23 protein-coding genes are annotated in these 24,874 nt (G+C 59.7%); 10 read left to right on the forward strand and 13 right to left on the reverse strand.

The annotated features are described in order from the left end of the window. Together R3C98_RS15525 and R3C98_RS15530 are read left to right on the forward strand one after the other, a co-directional pair. Positions 1 to 282, forward strand: a complete 282-nt coding sequence (locus R3C98_RS15525) for a PilZ domain-containing protein (protein ID WP_371314984.1) — start codon at positions 1 to 3, stop codon at positions 280 to 282. Between the two features lie 70 nt (positions 283 to 352). Further along, positions 353 to 1,591, forward strand: coding sequence for a glycosyltransferase family 4 protein (locus R3C98_RS15530; protein ID WP_371314986.1), 1,239 nt, complete (start codon positions 353 to 355; stop codon positions 1,589 to 1,591). 68 nt (positions 1,592 to 1,659) lie between these two features. Here the strand turns inward: R3C98_RS15530 and R3C98_RS15535 are convergent, their stop codons facing one another. The 3 genes from R3C98_RS15535 to R3C98_RS15545 form a co-directional block, all read right to left on the reverse strand. Then, positions 1,660 to 2,814, reverse strand: a complete 1,155-nt coding sequence (locus R3C98_RS15535; RefSeq protein ID WP_371314987.1) for an acyl-CoA dehydrogenase family protein — start codon at positions 2,812 to 2,814, stop codon at positions 1,660 to 1,662. Between the two features lie 28 nt (positions 2,815 to 2,842). Continuing rightward, positions 2,843 to 4,033 carry an acyl-CoA dehydrogenase family protein gene (locus R3C98_RS15540; protein ID WP_371314988.1) on the reverse strand — a complete coding sequence of 397 codons (1,191 nt, stop codon included), beginning with the start codon at positions 4,031 to 4,033 and terminating at the stop codon, positions 2,843 to 2,845. Between the two features lie 132 nt (positions 4,034 to 4,165). Next, on the reverse strand, positions 4,166 to 5,167 hold the full coding sequence (locus tag R3C98_RS15545) for a nicotinate-nucleotide--dimethylbenzimidazole phosphoribosyltransferase (protein ID WP_371314989.1): 1,002 nt from the start codon (positions 5,165 to 5,167) through the stop codon (positions 4,166 to 4,168). 138 nt (positions 5,168 to 5,305) lie between these two features. Here R3C98_RS15545 and R3C98_RS15550 point away from each other — a divergent pair, with 138 nt between their 5' ends. Both R3C98_RS15550 and R3C98_RS15555 read left to right on the forward strand, forming a co-directional pair. Beyond that, on the forward strand, positions 5,306 to 5,500 hold the full coding sequence (locus R3C98_RS15550; protein ID WP_371314990.1) for a DUF1289 domain-containing protein: 195 nt from the start codon (positions 5,306 to 5,308) through the stop codon (positions 5,498 to 5,500). Between the two features lie 4 nt (positions 5,501 to 5,504). Then, positions 5,505 to 6,044: a TIGR02281 family clan AA aspartic protease gene (locus R3C98_RS15555; protein ID WP_371314991.1), complete on the forward strand. Its 540-nt coding sequence runs from the start codon at positions 5,505 to 5,507 to the stop codon at positions 6,042 to 6,044. Between the two features lie 3 nt (positions 6,045 to 6,047). Here R3C98_RS15555 and pyk read toward each other — a convergent pair whose 3' ends face one another. The 7 genes from pyk to R3C98_RS15590 form a co-directional block, all read right to left on the reverse strand. Continuing rightward, positions 6,048 to 7,472 carry a pyruvate kinase gene (gene pyk, locus R3C98_RS15560; protein ID WP_371314992.1) on the reverse strand — a complete coding sequence of 475 codons (1,425 nt, stop codon included), beginning with the start codon at positions 7,470 to 7,472 and terminating at the stop codon, positions 6,048 to 6,050. An 80-nt stretch (positions 7,473 to 7,552) separates the two neighbouring features. Continuing rightward, on the reverse strand, positions 7,553 to 10,183 hold the full coding sequence (metH, locus tag R3C98_RS15565; protein WP_371314993.1) for a methionine synthase: 2,631 nt from the start codon (positions 10,181 to 10,183) through the stop codon (positions 7,553 to 7,555). Beyond that, the gene (locus R3C98_RS15570; RefSeq protein ID WP_371314994.1) at positions 10,180 to 10,608 is read right to left on the reverse strand and encodes a gamma-glutamylcyclotransferase; all 429 of its coding nucleotides are present in this window, start codon (positions 10,606 to 10,608) and stop codon (positions 10,180 to 10,182) included. The genes metH and R3C98_RS15570 overlap by 4 nt, the downstream gene beginning before the upstream one ends. Next, positions 10,605 to 11,678, reverse strand: a complete 1,074-nt coding sequence (locus R3C98_RS15575; protein WP_371314995.1) for a homocysteine S-methyltransferase family protein — start codon at positions 11,676 to 11,678, stop codon at positions 10,605 to 10,607. The genes R3C98_RS15570 and R3C98_RS15575 overlap by 4 nt, the downstream gene beginning before the upstream one ends. Next, positions 11,679 to 12,107 (reverse strand): VOC family protein, encoded by a 429-nt coding sequence (locus R3C98_RS15580; RefSeq protein WP_371314996.1) that lies wholly within the window; start codon positions 12,105 to 12,107, stop codon positions 11,679 to 11,681. It abuts the gene before it with no gap. Positions 12,108 to 12,110: 3 nt separating this feature from the next. Beyond that, complete coding sequence (metF, locus tag R3C98_RS15585; protein WP_371314997.1) at positions 12,111 to 12,998, reverse strand: methylenetetrahydrofolate reductase [NAD(P)H]; 888 nt, start codon at positions 12,996 to 12,998, stop codon at positions 12,111 to 12,113. Further along, entirely contained in the window at positions 12,995 to 13,972 is a 978-nt protein-coding gene (locus tag R3C98_RS15590; RefSeq protein ID WP_371314998.1) for an ArsR/SmtB family transcription factor, read from the reverse strand. The genes metF and R3C98_RS15590 overlap by 4 nt, the downstream gene beginning before the upstream one ends. Before the next feature lie 150 nt (positions 13,973 to 14,122). Here R3C98_RS15590 and R3C98_RS15595 point away from each other — a divergent pair, with 150 nt between their 5' ends. The 6 genes from R3C98_RS15595 (at position 14,123) to R3C98_RS15620 (ending at position 20,367) form a co-directional block, all read left to right on the forward strand. Further along, complete coding sequence (locus tag R3C98_RS15595; protein WP_371314999.1) at positions 14,123 to 14,887, forward strand: VacJ family lipoprotein; 765 nt, start codon at positions 14,123 to 14,125, stop codon at positions 14,885 to 14,887. A 34-nt stretch (positions 14,888 to 14,921) separates the two neighbouring features. Next, complete coding sequence (locus tag R3C98_RS15600) at positions 14,922 to 15,548, forward strand: phospholipid-binding protein MlaC (RefSeq protein WP_371315000.1); 627 nt, start codon at positions 14,922 to 14,924, stop codon at positions 15,546 to 15,548. Positions 15,549 to 16,019: 471 nt separating this feature from the next. After that, positions 16,020 to 17,870 (forward strand): tetratricopeptide repeat protein, encoded by a 1,851-nt coding sequence (locus R3C98_RS15605; RefSeq protein WP_371315001.1) that lies wholly within the window; start codon positions 16,020 to 16,022, stop codon positions 17,868 to 17,870. Between the two features lie 34 nt (positions 17,871 to 17,904). Then, positions 17,905 to 18,477: a hypothetical protein gene (locus tag R3C98_RS15610; protein ID WP_371315002.1), complete on the forward strand. Its 573-nt coding sequence runs from the start codon at positions 17,905 to 17,907 to the stop codon at positions 18,475 to 18,477. A gap of 45 nt (positions 18,478 to 18,522) precedes the next feature. Further along, positions 18,523 to 19,026 (forward strand): tellurite resistance TerB family protein, encoded by a 504-nt coding sequence (locus R3C98_RS15615; RefSeq protein WP_371315003.1) that lies wholly within the window; start codon positions 18,523 to 18,525, stop codon positions 19,024 to 19,026. 147 nt (positions 19,027 to 19,173) lie between these two features. Beyond that, positions 19,174 to 20,367, forward strand: a complete 1,194-nt coding sequence (locus R3C98_RS15620; protein WP_371315004.1) for a murein L,D-transpeptidase — start codon at positions 19,174 to 19,176, stop codon at positions 20,365 to 20,367. A 6-nt stretch (positions 20,368 to 20,373) separates the two neighbouring features. On the opposite strand, the gene R3C98_RS15625 is transcribed toward R3C98_RS15620, so the two are convergent. From R3C98_RS15625 to ettA, 3 genes are all read right to left on the reverse strand, one after another. Then, the gene (locus R3C98_RS15625; protein WP_371315005.1) at positions 20,374 to 22,038 is read right to left on the reverse strand and encodes an amidase; all 1,665 of its coding nucleotides are present in this window, start codon (positions 22,036 to 22,038) and stop codon (positions 20,374 to 20,376) included. A gap of 15 nt (positions 22,039 to 22,053) precedes the next feature. Further along, positions 22,054 to 23,118, reverse strand: coding sequence for a glycosyltransferase family 2 protein (locus tag R3C98_RS15630; protein WP_371315006.1), 1,065 nt, complete (start codon positions 23,116 to 23,118; stop codon positions 22,054 to 22,056). An 83-nt stretch (positions 23,119 to 23,201) separates the two neighbouring features. Beyond that, on the reverse strand, positions 23,202 to 24,866 hold the full coding sequence (ettA, locus tag R3C98_RS15635; protein WP_371315007.1) for an energy-dependent translational throttle protein EttA: 1,665 nt from the start codon (positions 24,864 to 24,866) through the stop codon (positions 23,202 to 23,204). Positions 24,867 to 24,874: the final 8 nt, after the last annotated feature.

The following is a 24,874-nucleotide window of genomic DNA, read 5'->3' on the forward strand; positions in this document are numbered from 1 at the left end:
ATGACAGCACTCGTCCCTCGCCGGAGTTATCGGCGACATAGCGCAACCCGGCTAACCCGCCTCAGGCCGGCAGGATTCAGGACCTGGATTGAAACCTCGATGGTCGATTGGTCCGCCGCTGGTGCGAGCCTCGCCGGACCAGTCGAAAATATCCCACTCGGCCCGGCCGTGCTGGCCATCTCACCGGTGGACGGCACCAGTGAAATTCATCTTTCCTGCAAGATTATATGGCGGGAAGCAGGTAAAGTCGGCCTGAAACTTCTTGGCCCAGTCAGCCATTGACTGACGTACACGCCAGCTGGCGGTGAACTTGCATTGGCGATGGCTGAGAACAGCCTTAACACCGATGCCCATGACAAACTCCTCCAAGACGATGACCTTGCTGGTACAGCGCCAACTGGACGCGATCACCACCGGCAATGGTGCTTTTCTGGAAACGTTCCTGCGCACAGCCAAGGCCGCCGGCTTTCGCGTACGGGTCGTTTTTGCGCCTTGGCATGCCTTCGGAAACCGCCCTTTTGCCTCCATCCACCCCCGTCTCCGAGCCCTGATCGACGAGGTTACCTGGGAGGGCACGATCGAAGCAGGCGGACGTTACTGGTCGATCTCGCCTCGCATCTGGGTGCGCTTCGGCGTTCGGATCATTCACGAGATCATGCGGCGCGCCGGTTTGAAGGTACAATGGCGGAACTATTTCGGCCGTCCCATGTCATCCGAAGAAGTCGCGCGTATGGCACGCACGGCGGACAGTAAGGCATCCGCTCTTACCATCGCAGAATACAGTTCCGTCGGTCCTGTGCTCGATCAGTTGAAGAAGCCGACACGCAAAGGCGTTTTCGTACACGACGTCCTCTGGAGCCGGGCCCAGCGCTACCGCGAAAAAGGCCTTGAGTTCGATTTCTACGAGACGAGCGAAGCGGAAGAATGCACATGGGTGAAGTCGGCGGACTTCTTCGTCCACGCCTCGGCCAATGAGATGGAATTCTTCCCTCCGGCATTCCCGTCCGAACATATGGTCTGGCTGCGTCCCGTGCCGCCGGAGTTCGGCGACATTCCATCTGAAGGAAATCCGCAAATCGTCTTCCTCGGGACAACGCATGCTGGAAATGTCGATGCCTTGAACCATTTCCTGAAAGACATCTGGCCGATCATTCTGGAGCGCCAGCCCGCCGCTGAACTCAAAGTCGCCGGCAGCGTTGGCGACGCTATTGAACCTGAGCTGAAAAAATCACCCAACATGATATTGCTCGGCAGGGTGGAGAGACTGGAAGACATCGGCGGATCGCATGCGATCGGGATTGCGCCGACCCGGCTGGCCACCGGCGTCAGCATCAAGGTTGCGGAATACCTGATGCTGGGCATGCCGGTTGTTGCTTATCCGCTCGCCATGGAAGGGTTCGCAGGCCGTCTCGACGGCATGGTGGAGGTTGCAGACACACCAAATGCGTTCGCGGAGACCATCATCCGCCTGCTGAATGATAAGGAAGAGCGGAAACGCCTGTCGGACGGTGCCCCTGCCCGCACACGTGAAATCCTGTCCAATCAGGAGGTCGCAGACTTCCTCACCGCCGAAGCGGCACTTAACGCCTGATTGAAGAATCTAAAACGGGGGACCGCCGAAACGATCCCCCGTCCTGAAATATTGATTTCAGGCGTAGCCTATTCAGCCGCCACCGGAACATCTGCAGCAGAGAGCTCCGTATAGCGTTTCAGATGATGATCGACATTGCCGAACTCGGAGTCGATCATGGTGAGGCGCTTGAAGTAGTGACCGACGGCCAGTTCGTCCGTCATGCCCATACCGCCGTGGATCTGGATCGATTGCTGGCCAACGAAGCGGCCGCCCTGGCCGATGCGCACCTTGGCACCCGACGCAGCTTTCTTGCGCGTGACTTCGTCATCGCCCAGCTTTAGCGTTGCCATGTAGGTCATGGAGACCGACTGTTCGTACTCCATGAACATGTCGACCATGCGGTGCTGCAGGACCTGGAACTTGCCGATCGCCGTGCCGAACTGCTTGCGCTGGCGCGAGTATTCCACCGTCATTTCGTGGGCGACTTTCATCGCACCGCACGCTTCGGCGCAGAGCGCGGCGATAGCTTCGTCCGAAACGAGTTCGATCAGCGGCAGGCCATTGTCGACTTCGCCGATGACGGCTTCAGCGCCGACAGCGACGTTTTCGAAATAGACTTCCGAAGCGCGGCGTCCGTCGACGGTCGGGTAGTCACGTGTGGACACACCCGGCGCCGACTTCTCGACAACAAACACCGTCACACCGTTCGCATCGCGGCGGCCGCCGGACGTACGTGCGGTGACGATCAGGTGGGTCGCCCACGGCGCGCCGATAACAACAGCCTTGTGGCCGTTGATGACAAACCCTTCGCCGTCTTTCTTGGCGGTGGTTTCGAGGTCGGCCAGGTTGTAACGGCCGCGTGGTTCGGCATAGGCAAAGGCGAAGATGGTCTCGCCCGACATGATGCCGGAGAGGTACTCTTCCTTCTGCGCATCCGTGCCACGCTTCACGAAGCCGCCGCCGCAAACAACGCTCGGCACGTACGGCTCGACCACGAGGCCTTTGCCGAACTCTTCCATCACCACCATGGCATCGATCGGACCGCCACCGAGGCCGCCGTCTTCCTCGCTGAACGGCGCCATCATCAGGCCGAGTTCAGCGAACTGCATCCACATGTCCTTCCGCCAGCCTTCGGCCGAAGCCACGACCTTGCGGCGGGTTTCGAAGTCGTACTGGTCGCGGATCATCTTCGCGAGGCTGTCGCGAAGCATTCCCTGTTCTTCAGTGAAATTAAAATCCATTTGAGTCGTTTCCTCTCTGGCCTCGGGCTTAAAGGCCCAGGATCATTTTCGTGATGATGTTGCGCTGAATTTCATTGGAGCCGCCGTAGATCGACGTCTTCCGCATGTTGAAATACGTCTCGGCCGCATAGTCCGCATAGTCCGGACCGATGCCTGCACCGTTTCCGGTGGCTTCCATACCGTAGGCATAAGGCGCGCCGTAATGGTTCACGGCTTCCAGCGTGAGTTCGGTCAGGCGCTGTTGCACCTCGGTGCCCTTCACTTTCAGGATCGAGCTTTCCGGGCCCGGTCCCTTGCCGGCTGCTTCGGAAGCGAGCGTGCGGAGTTCGGTGAACTCAAGCGCCGTCAGGTCGATTTCAAGCTGGCTGATCTTGCGGGAGAATTCCGGCGTTTCGATCAGCGGCGTGCCGTCAACCGTTTCCTTCGTGGCGATGTCGCGCAGACGCTCGATGCCACGCTTGGAGCGGGCCACGCCGGCGATGCCGGAACGTTCGTGTGCGAGCAGGAACTTGGCGTAGGTCCAGCCCTTGTTCTCTTCGCCAACCAAGTTCTCGACCGGCACGCGGACGTCCGTCAGCCAGGTTTCGTTCACTTCATGCGTGCCGTCGATCAGCTTGATCGGGCGCACTTCGATACCCGGCGTCTTCATGTCGACGAGGATGAAGGAAATGCCTTCCTGGGCTTTCGCGTTCGGGTCCGTCCGGCAAAGGAAGAAGCCCCAGTCGGCGTGCTGCGCAAGCGTGGTCCAGGTCTTCTGGCCGTTGATGACATAATGATCGCCATCGCGCACTGCGGTGGTCTTCACGCTTGCGAGGTCGGAACCGGCGCCCGGCTCGGAATAGCCCTGGCACCACCAGACGTCGCCGGAACGGATGCCCGGCAGGTGTTTCGCCTTCTGCTCTTCATTGCCGAAGGTGTAGATTACCGGACCGACCATCGAGACGCCGAACGGCAGCGGCATGATCGCGTCCATGCGGGCGTTCTCTTCACCCCAGATGTATTTCTGGGTCGAGGTCCAGCCGGTGCCGCCGTACTTCTCCGGCCATGCCGGAACGGACCAGCCTTTTTTGCCCAGCACCTTGTGCCAGGCGAGAAACTGCTCGCGGCTCAGGTCTTCGCGGGTACCGGCACCAGCCAGTTCCTTGGGATAATTTTCTTCGATGAAGGCCCGAACTTCCTGACGGAATTCGATCTCTTCAGGCGTAAACTCCAGATTCATAACGTGCTCCTCCGAAACGGTCTGATCCTGCTGACAGGCACAGCTCTCTATGTCAGCCATTTATACTGGCTGGCAAGGTGACGCGAACGTCAACGTAAACTAACTCGCTGATTAGTCGCAGATTCCCCTGCGTCAGGTAGCGGCTGGTTCAGCGATGAAAGGCGCACAGGCCGTTTTCAACAGGCCGATCGCAGAGGCAGATCCCAATCCGCCACCCGTCTGGAACTCCATCTGCATCAGCGGCTTGAGCCTGATACGCTCCAACGCAGCCTCATGTGCCGGCCGGCGGGTGATGTGAGAGGCCAGACAATGACTGATGGCCCCGGGATCGATAGCGTGCACGACGCCGGCGGCGATGGTCGTTGCAAATCCGTCCAGCACAACCGGAATTCCCTGATGCCGCGCCGCGATGATCGCGCCAACACAGGCCGCCAGTTCCCGCCCGCCAAGACAGCGCAGCGCTTCCAGCGGATCGGATAGGTGTCCACGGTGAAGCGTCAGCGCCCGGCTCACAAGTTCGATCCGTTTGCGGGAAAGCGTCGGGGATGTCTGGCTGCTGGGCCGAACCCAATAGTCCGGTGAGCCACCATACAGCGCGCATGCTACGGCTGCAGCGGCCGTGCCGACGCCTGCACCTGCCACAGCAAGCGCCAGCAAGTCCGGATGATCTTCAGTGGCTTCAAATCCGTAGGCAATGGTCGCCGCGCATTCCTTCTCGGACATGGCCGCCGTCTCGGCGATGCTCGGCGTCGGCTTGTCGAGCGCCAGTTCAAAGACGCGAATGGCTGCGCCCGCCTGCGTCGCGATCGCTGAAAGAGGCGCCCGCCCCTCCCGCAGAGCGCTCACATGCGCCTGGGTATCCTGATTGGAAGACATGGAAACGCCTTCTTCGACGATACCGTGGGATCCGGCGAATATAGCCAGCGTCGGCTTCTCGATGCGCGGCGGATACCGGTTTTGCCAATTGGCCAGCCATTCCGCTGCCTCGCCAAGGCGCCCAAAATCCCCTTCCCGCCCCATGCCAAGCAGAGCTTCCCGCACCTGCTTTCCAGGTTCGGTGGGCGCGGGCGGTGCGCTCAGGACGAGTGCACGCACATCCGCCAGAGGCGAGCCTTCGCGAACAGGTTCGGGCACGTCAATATACTCCTGCATTCCGCTGGCGCGATTCCGCCATCATAATAACAGGTTACAGGGTGTCTGCACGACAAGGATTTGTTACCTTGCCGTTGATACACTCCACCCCGCAACCCTCACTGGATACTGGGTATATTCATGTCTCGCGAACCAATAAAGTCCCCCTGCATTCAGGTATGTGCAGTTGACGCTTCGACGGGCTGGTGCCTAGGCTGTGGGCGCTCACTGAAGGAAATTGGCCAATGGGTCGCCATGGGGGAGGCTGGCCGCGACAGCGTTATCGCTGAGCTGCCCCAGCGCATCACCCGGTTGGAGGCTCTGGGAAAGCGCTGACACCATGTACGCCAGACACGTTCTCCCCATGCTCGCCGCGGCACTCATGATTGCCGCAGCCGTGGTGTTTTTCGTAGTCCCCAAGACGGAGGCTATGGACGGCGGGACGCCAGCTGCCGCCTCCCTGACCAACACCGGCGCACCAGACATCAGCTCTTCGCCCCGCGCAAATTTCAACAAAGCCGCCATTATCAGCCGGGAAGCGGATGGCCACTATTGGACTCGCGCTGATGTCCAGGGAACCGATATCCGCTTCATGGTCGATACCGGCGCCAGCATTGTTGCCTTGACCCTGCACGATGCTCAACGCATCGGACTTAACCCGTCTGATCTGGAGTTCAGCAATGAGATTCGGACAGCCGGCGGGATTACGCAGGGCGCCTATGTCATGCTCGACCGTGTGCGCATCGGACGGGTGGAAATGGAAGATGTCAGCGCCATGGTGCTGAAAGAAGGCCTGGAGCAATCGCTACTCGGGATGAGCTTTCTGGGTGAACTCTACTCCTATGAGTTCAAAGGCGACACATTGATCATTCGCCAGTGATGATCATGCACTCGTGATCGGCTTGCCGTCCTCGCCCTTGCCCACGCCGACTTCCCAGGCAAAGCGCGCCTCGTCTCCAGACCAGCGGGCATAAGCAACACGGCCTTTCAGGCCCGCAGCCTCCATAAGGTCGCGATACCAGTAGGTCGCCCCGGCATTCAGCCGCTGGGGATGAACACCCCAGAGGAGACAAGCCTGCCGGAGACGACGGTCGTCCAGCGAGCCATAAAGGATAGGCGCAGGGCCCCGAACGCGAGCGAAACGCGCCAGCCGCTCAAACGCCCCGGTCCTGAGCGCGAGAGCCCCCGCCCCCTCGGCACAAGCCATCGCTTGCGCGGTGGTCGCAACAACATCGACAGCCGACGGCTCGGTGGGTTCACCGGCGAACTGGGCAATCGCCTGACGGTAATCTTCAGCTGACTCCGTCGCTCGAATGATCCGGGCCATGATGGCGACGGCTGTCGCCGGATGCCGGCCCACAGCGGTTTCCGCGGAAAGCATCACGGCATCGGCGCCCTGATAGATTGCCGTTGCCACATCCGACGCCTCAGCCCGAGTGGGCGCGGCATTCTCGATCATCGACTCCAGCATCTGCGTCGCCACAATCACCGGACGGCCGCGCGCCCGGGCCACACGCACGATGCGGCGCTGGATGACCGGCACATCTTCCGGGGCAAACTCCACACCAAGGTCGCCGCGTGCCACCATGACGGCATCAGATGCCTCGACGATTGCCTCCAGATTCGCGATCGCAGCCGGCTTTTCCAGTTTCGAGACGAGCGGCGCCCGGCCGTCGATGATTGCCTTTACCTCTTCGACGTCAGACACGCTCTGAACAAAGGAAAGCGCCACAATGTCCACGCCGATTTCAAGTGCAAACTCCAGGTCCGCACGGTCCTTGTCGGTCAGTGCACGGACCGGCAAGGGTTTGCCGCGAACAGTGAACCCCTTCTTGTCGGTCAGCTTGCCCGGAACCTCTGCCCGAACCTTCGGCGTACGGCCGGCTTGCGTTACTGTCAGGATCAGTTTGCCGTCGTCCACGAGGATCGTGTCACCCACTTCGAGGATCTCCACGATTTCCTTGTGCGGCACCGAGATCGTGTCTGCTTCGGCAGTTTCCTCGGCCGCGACGAGGTCGTATTCCTTCCGGAATCCAAGACGCAGTCCACCTTCCGGAAATTTTCCGACACGGACTTTCGGCCCCTGCAGATCAGCCAGGATGGCCAGCGGGCGACCGGTCTTCTCTTCCGCAGCGCGGACAGTCTGCAATGCTTCGAGATGAGCGGCATGCTCCCCATGGCTGAAGTTCAGGCGGAAAACGTCCACGCCGGCGTAAGCCAGAGCCACCACCTCCTTGGGTGAACGGCTGCCGGGTCCCAGGGTCGCGACAATTTTCGCGTTTTCTCCCATGAGCCGGTTATCTGTCATGACTGCCTCCGCCCTTCCCGTGGCCCCTGGCCCTGTCTATGCGACTCGCGCCAGTCCTTCCAGTCGCGGCGCCTCCAAAATCACACAGCGAATGGATCATAGTTGAGAATGGGCGCCAGCCAACGCTCTGCTGTACGCAGATCCCACCCCTTGCGGCGGGCATAATCCTCCACCTGGTCCTTTTCGATCCGGCCGACGGCGAAGTAGACCGAATCCGGATGGGCGAAATAAAGACCCGACACGCTGGCCGCCGGCGTCATGGCGAAGCTCGACGTCAGTGATACGCCTATCCGGCTTTCTGCATCGAGCAGACGGAAAAGTGTTTCTTTCTCGGTGTGATCCGGCTGGCTCGGATAGCCCGGTGCCGGACGGATGCCGCGATATTTCTCAGCGATCAAGTCCGGATTCGAGAGCACCTCGTCCGGTGCATAAGCCCACAGCTCCCGGCGCACCTGTTCGTGCATGTATTCGGCCATCGCCTCGGCAAACCGGTCGGCCAGCGCCTTGACCATGATGGAGGAATAATCGTCGCCCTTCTTCGCGAATTCCGAAGCAATTGCGTCGGCTTCGCCGCCCGCGGTGACGCAGAACCCGCCGATCCAGTCCTCGCCTTCAGGCGCCACGAAATCCGACATGGCGAAATTCGGGCGCGTATTGTCCTTCTCCATCTGCTGACGGAGGGTGTGGAACACATCGCCGGTTGCCAAACGGATATCGTCCCCATCCCGATTGGCCCTCCAGAAGCCGACCACGGCCTTGGGCTTCAGCCAGCCCTCACCGACGAGGCGTTGCATCATCGACTGTGTGTCATTCCAGAGGGAGGTCGCCGCCTCACCGACAATCTCGTCTTCCAGAATGGCCGGATATTTCCCTGCGAGATCCCAGGCGGAGAAATAAGGCGTCCAGTCGATGTAACGCGCCAGCGTCGCCAGATCGATATCTTCGAACGTGCGAACACCTTCGAAAGTCGGCGCGGGCCGTTCATAGGAGTCCCAATCGGGTTGCAGCGCCTTGGCGCGAGCCTCTTCGATCGGCAGTCGCGGTTTTGGCGGCCCGCCCTGACGGGCTTCACGCATGCGCTCATAGCGGGCGCGGGTCTGCTCAACGAGCCCCTGCTTCTCACCGTCACTCAGAAGCGCGCTGACCACGCCTACCGCGCGGCTGGCATCGGCCACGTGCACCACGGGTGCTGACTTGATCACAGGATCGATCTTCACCGCCGTGTGCGCGGGGCTGGTCGTCGCTCCTCCGATCAGCAAAGGCTGCACCATGCCCCGGCGCTGCATCTCGGCAGCCACATAGACCATCTCATCGAGACTCGGCGTGATCAGGCCGGAGAGGCCAATCACATCTACCCTCTCTTTTTCTGCCGTATCGAGAATGGTCTCCGCCGGAACCATGACGCCAAGGTCGAGAATTTCATAGCCATTGCAGGCAAGCACCACGCCGACAATGTTCTTGCCGATATCGTGCACATCGCCCTTCACGGTCGCCATCAGCACCTTGCCGTTGGAGATATCCACCGTACCAAGGCGCTGCTTCTCTTCTTCCATGTAGGGTTCGAGCCATGCGACAGCCTGCTTCATCACGCGGGCGGATTTCACCACCTGCGGCAGGAACATCTTGCCGGACCCGAACAGGTCACCGACGACGTTCATACCGTCCATCAGCGGGCCTTCAATGACATGCAGCGGACGCTCGGCTTGCTGGCGCGCCTCTTCCGTATCCTGATCGATGAATTCGGTGATGCCGTGAACCAGCGCATGTTCCAGACGTTTCTTCACTGGCGCCTCGCGCCATGACAGGTCCTTGACGGCCGTCTTGCCTTTCTGGCCCTTCAGGCCTTCAGCGATCTCGATCAGGCGTTCGGTCGCATCGTCACGGCGATTGAGGATGACATCTTCGACCCGCTCACGCAGTTCAGGCTCAATGTCGTCATAAATGTCCAGCTGGCCAGCATTGAGGATCCCCATATCCATGCCTGCCGGAATGGCGTGGTAGAGGAATACAGAGTGCATCGCCCGGCGCACGGGTTCGTTGCCCCGGAAGCTGAAAGACACGTTCGAAAGGCCACCGGAGATATGACAGCCCGGGCAGGTTTCCCGGATAACGCGCGCAGCCTCGATGAAATCCACGGCGTAATTGTTGTGTTCCTCAATTCCCGTCGCGACTGCAAAGATGTTGGGGTCGAAGATGATGTCTTCCGCCGGGAAGCCGACCTCTTCGGTGAGTATCTTGAACGCCCGCTGACATATCTCGACTTTGCGATCTTTCGTGTCGGCCTGCCCGACCTCATCGAACGCCATGACGACGACAGCCGTACCATAGGACAGGCATTTTGCCGCCTGCTCACGGAAAATGCCCTCGCCTTCCTTCATGGAGATCGAGTTGACGATGCACTTGCCCTGAACGCATTTCAGGCCGGCCTCGATCACCTCCCATTTGGAACTGTCGATCATCACCGGAACCCGCGCAATATCCGGTTCGGCGGCAATCAGGTTCAGGAAGGTGCGCATCGCCTCGGCACCATCCAGCATGCCTTCGTCCATATTGACGTCGATCACTTGCGCGCCGTTCTCCACCTGCTGGCGGGCAACCTCAACGGCATCTGCGTAGCGCCCTTCCGTGATCATGCGACGGAATACGGCGGAGCCTGTCACGTTGGTGCGTTCACCGACGTTCACAAAGGACTGGGAAGCGTTAGAAGTCATTTTCTCGTTTTTCCGGCGTCGAGCGGCCAGTTGCCATCGGCGACGGGTGGGAACCCATCAACCGGTTTGTTGTACCAATAAATCCAGGCGGTCTCGCCGGTTTCGTTTCCTGTGCCGTCGCACAGCGGAATGCGCGTGCGAATATAGAGGCTGGTGGCCGGGTCGTCGGTCACATCCTCGAACTCATCCATGGGGCCGATAATGGATACATCGCTCATTTTCCAGCGAATGCCGTGGCAAAGCTCATCGCCAGCCACCACGCCGGGAAAACCACCCAGATCGACCATCCGCCCACGGAACCGGCATGGTGCACCAAAGACACCCGCACTGCCGAGCGGCAAGTCTGCTGGCTGGCCTGCAGCACCGAGTTTCAGGAGACCGTAGAAGACGAAGAGGTCTCCGGCCTGAACGGGCGGGTTGGTCACGAAGCCACCTCGAACGGCTCCAGCCCGGCAAGGCGCATCGTGTGCTTTTCCGGGGCCGGATCACGCGGCTTCACACCTTCCACGGCTTTGGCGATGGCAGCGATGTGTTCTGGCGTGGTGCCACAGCAACCGCCCAGAATGTTTACGAGGCCGTCTTGCGCCCAGCCGCCAACAGCGCCGGAGGTCTGTTCCGGCTGTTCGTCATACTGGCCCATCTCGTTCGGCAGACCGGCATTCGGATAGGCAGCAACCAGCGTGTCCGCGATGCGGGAAAGCGCAGCGATGTGCGGACGCATCAGGTCCGCGCCGAGCGCGCAGTTGAACCCGATGGCGAACGGCTTGGCATGGCGGACCGAATTCCAGAAGGCTTCCACAGTCTGGCCGGAAAGCGTGCGGCCAGACCGGTCGGTAATCGTGCCGGAGATCCAGATCGGCAGCTTTTCCATGCCTTCGGCTTCAAGGTCCATGATCGCCTTGATGCAGGCCTTGCAGTTCAGCGTGTCGGTGATCGTTTCGATCAGATAGAGGTCGACGCCGCCCTCGTTCAGCGCCTGGATCTGCTGGCGGTAAGCCTCATACACTTCATCGAAAGTAACAGAGCGCGCGCCGGGATCATTCACATCCGACGACATGGACAGCATCTTGTTCAGCGGCCCGATGGAGCCTGCGAGGAAGCGCGGCTTGTGCGGCTCCTTCGCGGTCCACGCATCGGCCGCAGCCCGGCCGAGCCTTGCGCCTTCAAGGTTGATGTCGCGTACGGATTGCGCGTCCAGCTTGTAGTCGTCCTGCGCAATGACCGTCGCACTGAACGTGTTCGTCTCGGAAATGTCTGCGCCAGCGCCATAATAGGCGTCGTGCAGATCGGTCACGATGTCGGGCCGCGTGATGCAGAGGATGTCATTGTTCCCCTTCATCTGGCCCGGATACTTCGCCTCGGTGAAGCGGTCACCGCGATAGTCCGCCTCTTCCAGGCCGCGCCGCTGGATCATGACGCCCCATGAGCCATCGAGAATGAGGATGCGTTCTTTCGCGGCTGCCTTCAGCGCAGCAATCCGTTCCTGCCTGGTCATCTAGAGCTCCATGGTTCCATCTTCGCGCAAAGGCGAATGAGGGTTGTAGGCGACTTCCCGGAGGTGGCCGTCCGGATCCGCGAAATATCCGGAATAGCCGCCCCAGAAGACTTTCTCCGCGGCCTTGATCAACTGGCCGCCAGCCTCGATCGCGCGGATCATGGCGTCATCGACAGCCTCTTCGCTCATCTGGTTCCAGGCCAGCGTGACCGCCCGAAAGCCTTCGCCCCGCGGCAGGACGCCGGCGTCCTCTGCGAGCGGCTCCCGGCCATACAGACCAAGCGCGACGCCGCCCATATCAAAGAAAACGACCGCCTCTTGAGAAGCTGGTGCGCGCTTCAGGCCGAGCTTTTCGTAGAACGCTGCCGAGGCCTGTACATCAGAAACTCCGAGGGTGACCAGCGTGATGTGGATTGGATTGGAAGACATGGGTCAGGCCGCCTGAGCAGGGTGAGGTTTCAGGCCGAGCAAGCGGCAGGTGGACAGGGCCAGCCCCGCCCGGTTCAGCGTATAGAAGTGGAAGTTCTGCACGCCCTGCTCGGCGAGCTTGCGGCTGAGATCTGCCGCGACATTCGCCGTGACCAGTTCGCGGGTTTCCTCGTCGTCGTCGAGGCCATCATAAAGGTCTGCCAGCCAGTCCGGTATAGTCGCGCCACAGAGTCCACTGATCCGTTGTAGTCCGCGGAAGTTCGCCTGAAGCATGATACCGGGCACGATAGGCATGGTCACGCCGCCTGCCCGGGCCTTGTCCAGGAAGTTCAGATAAGTCTCCGGCTCGAAGAAGAATTGCGTGATGGCACGGTCTGCTCCAGCATCCTGCTTGGCCTTGAGAAAGGCAATCTCGGCATCCCAGCCCAGACTCTCAGGGTGAAGCTCCGGATAGCAGGACACTGAAATCTCGAAACATTTTCCGAGTTCAGGCCGATGCTCGCGCAGGCCCCGGATCAGGTCCACCGAATCCCGGAAGCCACCCGGATGCATTTCGAACTTCGCCCCCATCCCCGCCGGCGGATCACCCCGCAGCGCCACGATGTGCTTCACCCCCGCCTGCCAGTACTCCTCGGCAACCGCCAGCACTTCCGCCTTCGTCGCCGACACACAGGTCAGGTGACCAGCCGGTTTCAGGCTGGTTTCCTGGGCGATGCGTTTGACAGTTTCGTGAGTCCGTTCACGGGTGGACCCGCCGGCCCCGTAGGTAACAGACACGAAGTCCGGCGCCATGGGCTCCAGGCGCTGGACGGTATCCCACAGGCGGTTTGCCATGGCATCGCTTTTTGGCGGGAAAAATTCGAATGAAACGTGGGGCGTAGAGGTGCTCATGCAGCGGACTCCTGCGCGTTTGCGGACTTTTCGGCGGTCCAGATATGGACGGTAAGTCCTTGTTCGTTTTCGGGTGGCGGCGCGAATGCACGCGGCTCGGACAGTTTCAGTCCGGCCGCAGCAGTCCACCCCTCCATGGCGTCAGGCGAGAGGCCAAGGCGGTGGTGACCATGTTCGGTGCGGAGAAATTCCAGGTCATGCGGGGCAAAGTCCACGACAAGAAGCCGCCCGCCGGGCTGGAGGATCCGTCCGGCTTCGGCAATCACCCGGTTCGGCGCATCAACATAGTGTAGCACCTGATGGATGATGACGAGGTCGGCCGAAGCATTCTCGAATGGAACGGCCGTGACGTCTCCCTGACGGACACGTGCGACGGGGCTGCCGTGACGCTCCAGATTTGCGCGGGCCACCGTCAGCATGTGATGACTGAGGTCGATCCCTTCGGCCTCCACAGCACGCGGAGCAAAAAGCGCGAGCATCCGGCCGGTACCGGTGCCGAAGTCCACAACCCGGCGAAAGGGCCCCGGCCCGGCAATCTCGAGCAAGGCCTGTTCTATCGCTTCGTTCGGGTAGTGGAGTGTTCGAATGGCATCCCAATTGTCTGCGACGGACGAAAAATATGCTTGCGCAGAGGCAGCCCGCGTCGCGCTGACTTCGTCGAGACGTTCTGCATCCCGTAATATTTCGGGCACTCCGTCTCCTAGTTGCTCGAATAGGGAATCCAGGAATATCCGGCCATCACCCCGGCTTGCGGCGCGGTAAAAGACAAAAGATCCCTCGGGCAATCGCTCAACAAGCCCAGCCCCCGTCAGCGCTTTCAGGTGGTGCGACAGGCGCGGTTGGCTGAGGGAAAGAATTTGCACGATTTCACCGACGGAAAGGTCGCGTTCACGCAGAAGTGCGAGAATACGTAAACGGGTTGGCTCTCCAGCCGCCCGCAGCCGCTCCAGCGTAAGGTCAAATCGCTCGCTCATGAAGAACATATAAACATTCTTTTATATGTTTTGCAAGAAACCAAACCGCTGTTGCAGCATAGTCGCATGTAATCGGAATTACATAAGTGCGTGTTGCGTCAATTGGGGGAAACAACCATGTACCGGTCCAGGAAATGGGAAATCGCAATCATGAAATTCCGAATTGCGGCCACCGCGATGGCCTTCACGCTCGGTGCATGCGCCACAACTCCGGCAGATCCATCAGACCCCGGTGCTGTCGCCGATCCCTATGAAGGTTTCAACCGGCAAATGTTCGCGTTCAACAATGGCGTGGACAAATATGCACTTGGTCCGGCGGCTGGCGCGTACAAGACCGTCACTCCGGAATTTGCCCGCGACCGGATCGGCGATTTCCTGCGCAATCTTCGCGCACCCGTTATATTTGTGAACGACGTATTGCAGGCGGAACCGTCAAGAGCGGCCGATACGTTCGTTCGTTTCACCATCAACACGACCGTCGGCATTGCTGGCCTGTGGGACGCTGCAGGACAAATGGGTGTGGAGCGCCACTCCGAAGACTTCGGCCAGACGCTGGCCGTTTGGGGCATCGATAGCGGCCCCTACCTGGTCATGCCCATAGTGGGTCCGACCACACCGCGTGATCTTTTCGGCATGGGTGTAGACCACGCCATCGATCCATTGACGTGGACAGAATTCGACGGCGATCCCGACCTCGACGACAAAATTGCCACCGGCCGGGGTGTATTGTCTGCGCTGAATGCGCGTGTCGCACTGGAAGATCAGATCGAACAGCTGAACGCGCAGCCGGAACCGTATGTGGCCCTTCGCCGTATTTATTCATCTCAGCGTCAGACTGAGATTCGTAATGGTCGTCCGGTGGATGATTCAGAGTTGTACGAAGATCTCCCAGATTTTGACGAATTTGACGAATAGCCAAGCAGACACGACTGAAGCAGGAGCTCGCCCTTTGAAACGCCTTGTGACCCCCGCCATCGCCCTTGCTGCGCTTGCCGCGCTGGCGCTGCCGGCTGCAGCGGACGCAAAAACAGAAGCCTATGTTCAGAAGAATGCCAGTGAGGTGCTGGCGTCCCTGAACGACCCATCCCTCAATGCCGACGAGCGCACTCAGAAATTCAATGCCTATATGGACGAATTCACGGACATGAAGGCTGTCGCCAATTTCGCAATTGGCAAGTATGCCCGCCGTTTCAATGAGGCTGAGCTCGCTCAATACCAGAAGGTTTTCAGGGATTACGCGCTTTCAGTCTACGAAAACGAGCTCGATGCCTATCGGGGCGAAGCGGTGGTCGTGAAAGATTCGGTCGACCGGTCCGAAACCGATTCGATCGTGAATACGGTCATCCGCCGCGATGACGGCAAGGACATGGACGTCCGGTGGCGCGTGCTACTGCGCAATGGACAGTACCAGGTGGTCGATGTCGCGCTGAACCTCGACGGAAACCTGATCTGGCTTGGCATAGAACAGAGGGCGCAATTCCTCGCCCTGCTTGATCGCACAAACGGTTCGGCTCAAGCGCTCATCGACAAGATCGAAGGCATGACCAAAAAGCTGGAAAGCGAAAAGCGCACCTGATTTTCCTGGCTCAATCCGCTGGAAAATGGCCCGTTTCCCTCGTGGAAGTGGGCTTTTTCTTGTTCGGTGGCACATAATCTCTGCGTCGAAGCACCGCGCAAGCGCCGCCTCGGCTGACGACCGACTCTTGTACAATATACATACACCGTTGCGCCGGCATTGAACGCCACATGACCGGCGGCGATTGAGGTGTTATGGTTAATTCAAGGCGGCAAGACGGTGCGGTGCTTTCGCGGTACCGTCTGACAAGTCGGAAGACTGCTGGAACTGGCGGGTGAGGCGATGACGGCACAAACAACTCGGTTCGGGAAAATCTGGACCGCGCCTCTCAGCGCGATGAGCTTTCTGTTGATCGTCAGTTGTGCGTCCGCGGCCCCAGGCACCCCCACTGAAGCTTCGGCAAATACCTGGTCAAATCTGGGTGATTGCTTCGACCGAACGGTTGTTGTTCCGGTGACCGGAGCAGAGGCGATGGCGCAAACCTGCAGCGGCAGCTCCGCCGCCGCTGATCCATCCCGAAGCGGCATCGAGCGAGCAAGCGCCTTTTTCAATGCTGCCAGCGCCTATAATGCCATCGCGGCTGCAGGTTCCGCGAGTGCACTCTGCGCAAGCCCTGGCGCTTGCAGTCAGATGGCACTTAGCCTGCTGGACCAGTCCCTCACATCGCAGCAGGACAACCAGGTCAGCACGACCGGCAGCGCAACCCAGGTCGCTATAAATAAGCGCTTCATCCTGCGTCGGATGCTAGAACGCAGCCGGGCCCTGCGCGGCGTCGCCAATAGCGGAACCGGGAACGCGAGCTGCGGCACGAGAAACAGCTGCTTGACCGACGCCGCTGCCCTGCTTTCCTCGATCTCTGTCGACATTCCGCCGGCTTCTGAAGCGCCGGAAGCTGCACGCCTTGGCTGCGAGATTCTCGACACACGGTGGCGCGTGAACAGCGAGATCGGCCGTGAGCGTGAGTATCTTTATGTCGAAGACCTGAGGCGCCTTGTGAGTGCGTGCCCAGACGATGCAGCGGCCGCGTCCGACCAACTCGCTGAAATCTCTTTTGAACGAGCAGAGCGCGTCAAGGAAGACCTGGTGAAGGCTGATCCCCTTCCCTCGATCGAAGCATCACTGGGCGCGATTACCGACTATCGCGATACGCTGGACACCGACCGGTTCCAATTACCCGCCAATCGAGGCATGGGCGCCGTATATCAGGCGCTCGCAAAACGCGACCCGGCCGGCACCCGCACTTATCTGGAAAGTGCAGTGGCTGCGTACCGGAATGCGGTGACACTCTCTGCATCCGGAACACCAGCCGAGCGCGCAGGAGACTACGAACACCTCGGCACGTCACTCCTGTCTCTGTCCAAAGTATCCGGCGCACCAGGATCGACAGAGCGCTTGGCACTTTCCCAGCAGGCCGCAAGTGCTTTGCAGGACTCCATCAATCTTGCTCCCACTCCTGCGCGTTACACCTTGCTGGGCGACGCATACGAAGACACCGGGCAGTGTACTCTGGCAATCCCGGCATACCAGGCGGGCATTCCGGGACTCACAGGCGCAGACAAAATTTCCACAATCCTGTCGCTTTCATCCGCCTATGATGTCTGCGGGCAACCGGACCTCGCGCTGCAAACGCTCAAGCAAGCAAATGCCGAAGGGGATGTCTCCGCCGATGTCCGCTACGAGATTGGTCGCAAAGAGTTCGACAAGGGGAACTTTGCGGCCGCGCTCACCGCACTGCGTGCCGCAGAAAGCGGACTGAACGGGATGCAGGCGGCCGAAGCCAACTACATGATGAGCGTAGCCGAGACGATTACCCACCCCGACGGCTGGCAGAAAAATGCGCTCGAACACGCTGAGCGCGCTGTGTCACTGAATGCACGGAGCCGGGCGTACAACCGGCAAGCCTGTCTGGCGACCATTCTGAAGGGCGGCAAGACGGTGAAAGACGGAAGCGCCGTTGCCCGTTGTCCTGGATCAGGCGAGCCGGAAGCCAGTCTCCTTCGAGGCATGTTCTTCCTGAAGCAGGCCCAATCGATGGATGTCAGCGCCTACAACCTGGCCTCCCAGACCCAATGGCGCAGTATCCTGAGAGCTGCTGAAAACGAATTCGCCAATGGACTGAAAGCGCTCGCAGACGTGAGCGACCATGAACGCGTGGTTTGGTTCGATGACCTGCAGGCAGACGTTGATCTGGCGGCCAGGCTCCAACAAGGCCAGAAGGTGATCCAGCGCTGCAATCGGGAGATCACGCTTGGCCCGCAGGATCCTGTCTGGAATGATCTGAATGCCTTTTACGGTCATTACGGAGTGCTCAAATGCTCCTGACGTTTACGAACATTGAGAATGAGGAAAACTGGGTATGACGGTGCCAACAGTCCAATCCCCCGACAATTCGGACATGCAAGTGTTCCAGTCCGTGCCCACTCATAACGACATGATGGCCCTCGCCGGCCAAGTAAAGGAAGCCAAGCGCGGACAAGCCCGGCTCCTGATCATGGTCATCTTCCTGGCCGGTGTCCTCGCCGCAGCAGTGGTCGCGCTGTTCATGGTATTTTCGAACACGAGCGCTCAGCTGGTAGAGGCAGATCAGAAGCTGGCAACCCAAGCTGCAGAAATGAAAAAGCTCGAGACCCAAGTTTCAAACCGCGACCAGGTGATTGCGCAGCAACAAGCGACCATTGCGAGCTACGCTGGCTTCCAAAGCATCGTTCAGCTGCAACAACAATCCAAGGCGCTGGAAAAGGACATTGCCGACCTTCTGGCCCAGCCCAGCCGGGCGAATGCCCCCCGCCGCTTGAAAGAATTGCCGGACAATGTGGAATGGCTGGACGATGTCATTACCGCCCTCACAGAACGTCGGGAGGCACTGGCAGAATTGAAATCCGATGTCGAAGCCTGGCCGCCGGTTCCGGCGCCTGTCCGGCCTGATTGATCCAGCCGTTTGCCTCAATAGCCATCGAAGCAGGAGTATCCGCCAATGGGCGATCCACAAGACACCTCCCCGGCATTGTTCGGCCCGATCACTGCCGAAAAGAAATCAGGCTTCAACATGCAGGAACTGGTCACGGAGTTTCCGGACCATCCGAACGACTGGACCATACCGGAAGCCTTTCTCTGCCTAATTCTGTCCGCCGCTTTCGCAGACGGCCGGATCGCGGAACAGGAGCAAGAAGAAATCCGGGCACTTTCCCGGCGTTCCCGCACCCTGAAGAACCTGGATCAGAATGAACTGGCTCAGGTGAATCGCGTTGTCCTCAAGCGCCGTGCCGACCGGCCAGACTGGTTGGGCGAAGCCTGTGAGGCCCTGCCGAAAGACATGCACCTCGCGGTCTTCGCACACTGCCTCGACATTTCCCTCGCGGATGGAGTGCTGGTCCCGGCGGAAGCGGAATTCCTTGAGAAGCTGATCAGCCTGCTCACCATCACGGAAGAGGAAGCGAGGCTGATCACAAAGGTGATTTCGCTGAAGAACCGCTTCTAAGAAGGGATTCCTCCCGGAGCTCAAGTCATGCAAATTCGGCGGATCGGTCCCTCGGCCGCGTTGCTCGCAGCGCTCGCCGTTTGTACACCAGCCTGCACACAAACACCGCCGCCGGCCCCGCCCCCCATACCGGAAGCAGTAGGCGCAGTGCCGGTTTCAGAGACTGAACGCGGACAGCAGGAATCCGCTGAAGCTGCGATCCTCATCGACGCCATTCGGCGAATGCCCGAGCACGGGCTTCCGCTGTCGGTGTACGGACTGGAAGAAGCCGAAGCGCTAACCGGGGAGGCCCAGCGCGCCGCACTGGCGCAGGCTTGGCAATTGGCCGCGACCCATCTGGCACGCGGGTATCTCGATCAGGAAACCCTACACCCCCGGACAGAACCCGACATAGCCGAAGTGAATATGTATGCGGCAGTAAGCCAGAAGGGCGCAGATGCACTCGTCTCCGCCTTGAGCCTGCTCGCGCCACAACACCCCTCCTATATTGCCCTGCGGCGAGAATTAGCGCGCCAGGAAGCAGCGATGAACGCCGAAACCGATCCCGGAAAAGTTCGGCTGCATACTGCGCGCATCGAACAGCTCCGCGTAAATCTGGAGCGCTGGCGTTGGTTACCCCATGACCTCGGTGACAGGTCGGTACTGGCCAATATCGCCAGTTTCGATGTGACCACCTTCGAGAAAGAAACCCCGACCTCAAGCTATGCCGCGATATTCGGAATGGCTCAACGCCAGACCCCCATCTTCTCTGACAAGATCGAGTACATCATCTTCAATCCGTGGTGGGAAATTCCGGATAGCATCGCGCGGAAGGACAAGCTGGCTCAGTTCCAGCGGGATCCGGGCGCAATCGAACGATTGGGTTATCAGGTTCTGGATCGGCAGGGCCACCAGGTTTCACCTGACACGATCGATTGGAGCACGATTTCTCCTGAGACCTTTCCCTATCGCCTGCGCCAGGCACCCGGCCCGAACAATGCGCTCGGGCAGGTCAAGATCATGTTTCCGAATTCGCACAACGTCTACCTGCACGACACAAACGACAAGAGCCTGTTCGACTCCGAACAACGAACCTTTTCGTCAGGTTGCGTCCGCGTGCAGAACCCGCTGGATTTGGCCGCGTGGGTCCTCGAAGACGTGCCAGGCTGGGACCGCAGGACCATCGAGACAGTCGTGAACTCCGGAGAGGAAACTCGGGTCGACCTGGATCAATTCGTCCCGGTCTACGTCGTATACATGACGGCAACCAGCAATTCGTGCGGGGATGTCACCTACCTGAATGACATCTACGGCCGAGACAAAGCGGTGCTGGCCGCCCTGAAGGCACTATCCTCCAGGTGAGCCCGCCTACTTCGTCAATGCTGTAGAAATCTCCGGCCGCTCTTCCGCACTCGTCAGGTAATGCGGATCGGGCCTCAGCTGCGTCGCCTGTTCATAAGCATAGCCATAGGCGATGATTGCCGCATCATCGCCGGCAGACCCGATAAATGAAATACCGACGGGAATACCATGCACATTGCCCATCGGCACCGTAAGGTGGGGGTAACCTGCTTGGGCGGCCAACCAGCCGGCACCAGCCCATTCCGGCCATACATCTCCATTGACCGGATCGATACGAGGCGAAATGGGACCGGAAGGTGAAACGAGCAGATTCACATCATAGTCAGCAAGCAGACGATCAATCCCCTGCTCACGTGTGGAGAAACGCACGGCTGCTTTCGCACCGAGATATTCAGGATCGGTCAGCGGACCCCGTGCTTCTGAGTCGATGAAGAGACTCTGCCCGAACAGGGGCATTTCTTCATCCGCATGGACCTCGTTGAAGGCGATAAGCTCTCTCAGCGATTTTGTCGTTACCGTTTCGGGTGTTGTGGCCAAGTATGCGTTGAGGCTGTCCTTGAATTCAAACTCCAGCAGCGGCAGCGTGCTGTCCCAGAAGTTTTCCGCTGCGGGTTCAAACGCATCGATGTCAACCAGGGTCGCCCCCTGCGCTTCCATGACTGCCAGCGCCGCGGTGAATTTCTCCTTGATGTCCTTGTTGGAGCCTTCGGCGAAATGCAGCACACCAATTCGCATACCTTTAAGAGAGTCTGCTGACAGACCTATCGTGTAATCCTCGTCGCCTGGGTCCATCGCATTCATCATCATTGCGGCACCGCGCACTGTTCGCGTCATCGGACCAGCCGTGTCCTGTGATGGTGAGATGGGCACAATGCCTTCCTGTGAGATCAGGCCCACCGTGGGCTTGAACCCGACAATCCCGTTGACATTGGATGGACAAATGATCGACCCATTGGTTTCGGTGCCGACCGCACCCGCCGCAAGCGATGCCGCAACTGCCACGCCAGAACCTGAGCTGGACCCGCATGGATTACGATCCAGCATATGCGGATTGCGAACTTGTCCGCCAATTGAGGACCAACCGCTCATGGAGTCATTGTCGCGGAAATTGGCCCACTGGCTTAGATTTGTCTTGCCGAGGATGATCGCCCCCTGCGCCCTCAGTCCGGAAACGAGCGGGCTATCGCGCCCTGTGATGTTGTCTTTCAAAGCAAGAGAGCCGGCTGTTGTCGGCATCGGATCGAGGCTTTCGATATTGTCCTTGAGCAGAACAGGGACGCCATCCAGGGGACCGAGCGCTTCACCATTCTTGCGGCGCTGATCGCTGGCCCGGGCAAGCGGCAGGGCGTTGGGGTTCAGCGAGATGATGCTCTGAAGGCGGGGGCCGTCCCGATCGAGCAAAGCGATCCGGTCCAAATAGGCCTGTGTCAGCTCTTCCGAAGTGATTGTTCCTGCTGCAAGGTCATCCGCAAGTTCCGGAAGGGTTTTGGCGACAATGCCGGTCGCTTCATAGGATGGTATCACAGCTAGTTCCTCCTGAGCGGCAGGCTCGGGTGGTCCACCGCAACCGCCCAACACCAATGCCATCAGCGAAGCTGTCACAAGAATTCTCATGCCGAATACCCCTTCACGTTCAAGGGGTGAGCCTAGCCGACAGGCGGCAGAGGACAAGGGCTATCGTGTGCTCTAACCTGTAACGATTCCGAGACGCTGGCGTAGCGTGCGCCCAAGACTGTTCATCCAGGCAGGACGAGCCGCGACATCGATCTTCCATGAGAGCACGGTACGGGCAACGCCGCCCGGCAACAGACCGATCAGGACCCACCAGACATTCCGCGGCAAAGCCTTGCTGCCAAATCGCTCTCTATTGGCTGCGCGCAGCTTTCGCAGCAGGCTCCCACGCGTATCAGCTTTTACCGGGTGGAGTTCTGGTTCGAACAGCAGGGAGACGAGCCGTTCCTGCAGGTGCCCGGCATCGCGCTCACCCAGATCATCAGCGGTCGACAGACCCTGACGGGCTGCATGGTCCCTGATGCAGGCGAAGCACGCTTGTTGGTGACCGATGCGCCAGCGGGCGCGCTTTGCGTAGGCTTTGGCAAATTGAGAATGCTGGGAGCCGTGCAGACGGTAGGCCGAAATCGGCTGATCAAAGCCTTTCGCGACAGCATGAAGCGGCACGGTTGCAGACAGGTAGCCATCGCCGCCCTGCCGGAACGTCTCCGAATCCATCGGCATGACCTGTTCCAATGCTGTTCGGGTGTATACGAGACCGGAGGTGATCGTACCTGAGTAATGCCCCATCTCTCGCAGTTGCGCGGCTACATCGCCATCCGCCAACGGCACCTGCGGCGGCGGGAACAGACCTCCGAGCTTCCCCGCTTCATCGGCATAGTTCATCCGGTAGAGATACATGCCAATTTCAGGGTCATAATTTGAAAGGATGGCTTTCCCGGCACCGGGCAGCAGGAAATCATCCGCATCGAGGAACATGACCAGATCGCCCGTCGTCCGGGCATATCCGGCGTTAAAGCCGCCGCCATGCCCCTGATTCACTTCCTGAAGGACAGGAATGATCCGGTCGCCGTAGGAACGGATGATGTCCCGCGAATTGTCCTTCGAGCAATCGTCGACAACCACGAGTTCGATCTCGATATCCTGCGACAGGACGCTCTCGATCGCCGTCGCAACAAAGGCGGCGTAATTGTAGTTCGTGATCACGACCGAAAGTTTCGGCGAAGCACTTGTCGTCATATCGGGCTCCCTGACGCCCCGTCCTTACGCAAGATTCGCACCGAATTGCGCCAAGGGCGACGTCAGGGACAGATAAATTTCGCCTATCGCGCGAATTTCTTGAATTTCAGGCGCTTCGGATTCACCGCATCTTCGCCCAGACGGCGCTTCTTGTCCTCGAGATAGGACGAGAAATCACCCTCGAACCATTCGACATGGCTGTCGCCCTCGAAGGCGAGGATGTGCGTGGCCATACGGTCGAGGAACCAGCGATCGTGGCTGATAATCACGGCACAACCCGGGAACGCATCGAGGCCCTCTTCCAGCGCCTGCAGCGTTTCCACATCGAGGTCGTTGGTCGGCTCGTCCAGCAGCAGGACGTTGGAGCTTTCCTTCAGCATCTTGGCGAGGTGGACGCGGTTCCGCTCACCGCCCGAGAGAAGCCCGACCTTCTTCTGCTGGTCAGAGCCTTTGAAGTTGAAGGCGCCGACATAGGCGCGCGAGTTTACCTCCACGCCACCAAGATCGATCACATCGGTCCCGCCGGAAATTTCTTCCCAGACATTATTCTTGTCGTCGAGCTTGTTGCGGCTCTGGTCGACATAGCCGAACTTCACCGTATCACCGACGCGCAGCGTGCCGGCGTCCGGCTCTTCCTGGCCGAGGATCATCTTGAACAGGGTCGACTTACCGGCACCGTTCGGACCAATGACGCCGACGATACCACCGGGCGGCAGCTTGAAGTCGAGGTCTTCGATGAGGAGATTGTTGCCGAAGCCCTTGCGCAGGCCTTCGGCCTCAAGGACGACGTTGCCGAGGCGCGGACCGGGAGGAATGCGGATCTGGGCGGTGGAGACCTTCTCGCGTTCAGCTTCGGCGGCCTTCTGCTCATAGGACTGGATACGGGCCTTGGATTTGGCCTGGCGAGCCTTCGGGCTGGAGCGAACCCATTCGAGTTCCTTGGCCAGCGAGCGCTGCTTGCCGCGCTCTTCGCGCGCCTCCTGCTCCATCCGCTTGGCCTTCTGTTCCAGCCAGTCGGAATAATTGCCCTGGTAGGGAATGCCGCGGCCGCGGTCGAGTTCGAGGATCCAGGTCGTGATGTCGTCCAGGAAGTAACGGTCGTGGGTCACGAGGATGACGCAGCCCGGGAAGTTGATCAGGTAGTTCTGCAGCCAGGCAACCGTCTCGGCGTCGAGATGGTTGGTCGGTTCGTCCATCAGGATCATGTCCGGCTTAGACAGAAGCAGGGCACAGATCGCGACGCGGCGGATCTCGCCGCCGGACAGCTTGGTCACGTCGGCATGATCATCCGGACAGCGCAGGGCCTCCATAGCCATCTGGATCTTGGAGTCGATGTCCCATGCGTCTGCGGCGTCGATCTTCTCCTGCAGCTCGGTCATCTGCTCCATAAGCTCGTCGGAATAGTCTTCGCCCAGCTTGCCGGAGATTTCGTTGAACTGGTCCAACATCTGCTTTTCCGGACAAGCAGCGGCGATATTCTCGAACACCGTCTTGCTCTCATCCAGTTTCGGCTCCTGTGGCAGGTAGCCGACTTTCACGCCGTCAGCGGACCAGGCCTCGCCGATGAATTCCTTGTCCTGCCCCGCCATGATGCGCAGCAGTGTAGACTTACCGGAACCGTTTACACCGACCACACCAATCTTGGCGTCGGGGAGGAATGAGAGGTGAATGTTTTCAAACACCTTCTTGCCGCCCGGGTAGACCTTGGTGAGCCCTTGCATGTGGTAAACGTATTGAGGTCCGGCCATGGCGGAAG

It is taken from the genome of Hyphomonas sp. (assembly GCF_041398465.1).
Classification (GTDB): Bacteria; Pseudomonadota; Alphaproteobacteria; order Caulobacterales; family Hyphomonadaceae; genus Hyphomonas.

Bases quoted from the DNA above. Each gene is read 5' to 3' on its own strand.
- R3C98_RS15525 (WP_371314984.1), top strand. From the start codon at position 1: ATGACAGCACTCGTCCCTCGCCGGAGTTATCGGCGACATAGCGCAACC.
- R3C98_RS15530 (WP_371314986.1), top strand. From the start codon at position 353: ATGACAAACTCCTCCAAGACGATGACCTTGCTGGTACAGCGCCAACTG.
- R3C98_RS15535 (WP_371314987.1), bottom strand. From the start codon at position 2,814: ATGGATTTTAATTTCACTGAAGAACAGGGAATGCTTCGCGACAGCCTC.
- R3C98_RS15540 (WP_371314988.1), bottom strand. From the start codon at position 4,033: ATGAATCTGGAGTTTACGCCTGAAGAGATCGAATTCCGTCAGGAAGTT.
- R3C98_RS15550 (WP_371314990.1), top strand. From the start codon at position 5,306: ATGTCTCGCGAACCAATAAAGTCCCCCTGCATTCAGGTATGTGCAGTT.
- R3C98_RS15555 (WP_371314991.1), top strand. From the start codon at position 5,505: ATGTACGCCAGACACGTTCTCCCCATGCTCGCCGCGGCACTCATGATT.
- pyk (WP_371314992.1), bottom strand. From the start codon at position 7,472: ATGACAGATAACCGGCTCATGGGAGAAAACGCGAAAATTGTCGCGACC.
- metH (WP_371314993.1), bottom strand. From the start codon at position 10,183: ATGACTTCTAACGCTTCCCAGTCCTTTGTGAACGTCGGTGAACGCACC.
- R3C98_RS15575 (WP_371314995.1), bottom strand. From the start codon at position 11,678: ATGACCAGGCAGGAACGGATTGCTGCGCTGAAGGCAGCCGCGAAAGAA.
- R3C98_RS15580 (WP_371314996.1), bottom strand. From the start codon at position 12,107: ATGTCTTCCAATCCAATCCACATCACGCTGGTCACCCTCGGAGTTTCT.
- metF (WP_371314997.1), bottom strand. From the start codon at position 12,998: ATGAGCACCTCTACGCCCCACGTTTCATTCGAATTTTTCCCGCCAAAA.
- R3C98_RS15590 (WP_371314998.1), bottom strand. From the start codon at position 13,972: ATGAGCGAGCGATTTGACCTTACGCTGGAGCGGCTGCGGGCGGCTGGA.
- R3C98_RS15595 (WP_371314999.1), top strand. From the start codon at position 14,123: ATGAAATTCCGAATTGCGGCCACCGCGATGGCCTTCACGCTCGGTGCA.
- R3C98_RS15605 (WP_371315001.1), top strand. From the start codon at position 16,020: ATGGCGCAAACCTGCAGCGGCAGCTCCGCCGCCGCTGATCCATCCCGA.
- R3C98_RS15610 (WP_371315002.1), top strand. From the start codon at position 17,905: ATGACGGTGCCAACAGTCCAATCCCCCGACAATTCGGACATGCAAGTG.
- R3C98_RS15615 (WP_371315003.1), top strand. From the start codon at position 18,523: ATGGGCGATCCACAAGACACCTCCCCGGCATTGTTCGGCCCGATCACT.
- R3C98_RS15630 (WP_371315006.1), bottom strand. From the start codon at position 23,118: ATGACGACAAGTGCTTCGCCGAAACTTTCGGTCGTGATCACGAACTAC.
- ettA (WP_371315007.1), bottom strand. From the start codon at position 24,866: ATGGCCGGACCTCAATACGTTTACCACATGCAAGGGCTCACCAAGGTC.